The sequence below is a fragment of the Mesorhizobium sp. M2A.F.Ca.ET.037.01.1.1 genome (assembly GCF_003998075.1).
In the GTDB taxonomy this organism is placed as follows: Bacteria; Pseudomonadota; Alphaproteobacteria; order Rhizobiales; family Rhizobiaceae; genus Mesorhizobium.
The window spans coordinates 1-1954 of record NZ_RZSA01001122.1 but is presented as its reverse complement, the minus strand read 5'-3'; the positions used below and the strand labels follow the sequence as shown (position 1 = coordinate 1954).

General features: G+C 62.5%; 3 protein-coding genes. All 3 read right to left on the bottom strand.

Going from position 1 to position 1954, the window contains the following annotated elements:
• Positions 1-2: 2 nt before the first annotated feature.
• A complete protein-coding gene (gene sdhD / locus EOA27_RS34145) occupies positions 3-398 on the bottom strand; it encodes a succinate dehydrogenase, hydrophobic membrane anchor protein (RefSeq protein WP_126080477.1) in 396 nt (131 codons plus the stop codon).
• The gene (sdhC, locus tag EOA27_RS34140; protein ID WP_126080476.1) at positions 398-820 is read right to left on the bottom strand and encodes a succinate dehydrogenase, cytochrome b556 subunit; all 423 of its coding nucleotides are present in this window, start codon (positions 818-820) and stop codon (positions 398-400) included. Before sdhC ends, sdhD begins: the two co-directional genes overlap by 1 nt.
• A 228-nt stretch (positions 821-1048) precedes the next feature.
• Positions 1049-1567: a hypothetical protein gene (locus EOA27_RS34135; protein ID WP_245467320.1), complete on the bottom strand. Its 519-nt coding sequence runs from the start codon at positions 1565-1567 to the stop codon at positions 1049-1051.
• Between the last annotated feature and the right edge of the window lie 387 nt (positions 1568-1954).

Genomic DNA, 1954 nt, shown 5'->3' with positions numbered 1-1954 from the left:
CGTCAGCCTCCGAATGCGAGTTTGAGCAGGGCAAACAGCGAAGCGACGCCGACTGCCACGCAGAAGAAGGTGTTGAGCGCGATCAGCGCCAGCTTCATGCCTTCGCCATGGACATAATCCTCGATGATCACCTGCATGCCGATGCGCATGTGATAAAGCGGCGAGATCAGCACCAAGCCGAACATGACCACCACAAACGGGTTCGCGAGCGCGGCCCGCACCTCCGCGTAGCCGTGGCCGTTGATCGCGATCAGGAAGCCGACGAAGAACAGGACCAAAGGAATGTTGGCGATGGCGGTCAGCCGCTGCCGCCAGAAATGCCCGGTGCCTTCGCGGGCCGAGCCGAGGCCGCGGACCCTCGCCAGCGGCGTCCGCATGTCCGAATTGTGCGCGTTCATCAAAAAGCCCCCCTTGCCGCATAGCCCGCTATCCAGATCAGGAGCGTCAGCACGATCGAGCCGGCGAGCGTCGCCCAGGCGATCTTCGAGGCGGTGTGTTTTTCGAGCCCGGCGCCGGTATCCCAGATGAGGTGGCGCAGCCCGCCCAGCATGTGGTGCATCAGCGCCCAGGTATAACCGAACAGAACCAGCCGGCCGAGCCAGGAGCCGAATGCCCAGTCGACCCAGTCGAAGGCGGCCTGCGAGCTCGCGGCGGCGATCAGCCACGCCGCCACCAGCAGCGTGCCGAAATAAAGCGCGCCGCCGGTGATGCGATGGATGATCGACATCGTCATCGTGATCGGCGGCCGGTAGATCGTCAGATGCGGCGAGAGCGGCCGTTCACGTCTGGCAACTGCGCGGGTGGCTGGTGATTTGCTCATGGCTGCCCCAGTTCGGCGTCCTGGATGCCGCTACCGAGGAGCAGCGTTTTCCGCCCTCATATATGGCTCCGGACAGGCGGTTTCTAATGCTCTTTTTGCACCGCGTCAAAGCCGGAAAATCGTTTTGGAAACATCATTTAGTCTGACAAACCGGTGGTCGCGCGCTTCAATCGATTAGCGGCTGTTTAGAAGCCGGCGCATGGTCTCGTTGCAGTGCAGCAAAGAGCGCTATCTCCGACAGGTCTGCGGGGTGGATCCCCTCTTCATCACCAGCGCCTCGCGGCCGTCGATCACGATTGCGTCATGCGTCGCCGCCTCCTGGTAGCGGCTGCTCTGGTTGGCGGGCGAGGCCACGAATTCCTCGGTCGAGCCATCCGGGCGAGCCACGCGCAAAGACGAGCCGAGATTCTGGATGGTGATCATGCCGCCATTGCCGCATCTGTAGGTGGCTGTGCCGATGCCGGATCGCGGCACGGTGAGGTCGGTGATGATCTTGGTTGCCTGGGGTGCGGACGTTTTGGGCGCAGTGGCTCCCTGCGGCATTTGAGATGCCGGCGGCGCTGGAGGCGTCGCGGATGCGGCGGACTGCTGTGCCAGCGCAGGCGCGGCCACCGGGGCCGCCGCATTGGCCGCCTTCGGCACGCCGTCCTGCGGCACGCAGGCCGCGGCTGCGAGAAGCAGCGGGATGGTGATCGACACCCGAACCGTGTGGCCAAAGCTCATGCGCTGCCCTTTCGTGCGCGGCACGCTACAGCAATTCCAGGAAAAGTGTGAAACGGTTTTCCGTCCGGAATTGCGTCAAAACAAAGAGATAGAGTGGTTTGTCGTTTCCGTTAAACGGCGAACCGCTCTAGCCACGCGAGGCATCAAGATCAAGTTCACCCAGAGTGAGCCGGCTGCATGCCCGCCCGACGGCGGGCAAGAAACCGGCCCTCGAAATTAACCATGCTCCTTAAGAACCGGTGCCGAAAGCCCCCTGCCTCTTAACAAAGGTTAAGAAAGGGTTAATTTCCGATTCGGACCGGAATCCAGGCGCGATCCGTCGCGCCATCAAGGGAGAGCGACATGCGTTCGAATTCAGTGCGGGCTAGCCTTGCCGCAACAGTGCTGGCGGGATTGGTCTTTGCGATCGCC

Excerpts from the sequence above, each read along its gene's own strand:
- sdhD (WP_126080477.1), bottom strand. The coding sequence starts at position 398 with ATGAACGCGCACAATTCGGACATGCGGACGCCGCTGGCGAGGGTCCGC.
- sdhC (WP_126080476.1), bottom strand. The coding sequence starts at position 820 with ATGAGCAAATCACCAGCCACCCGCGCAGTTGCCAGACGTGAACGGCCG.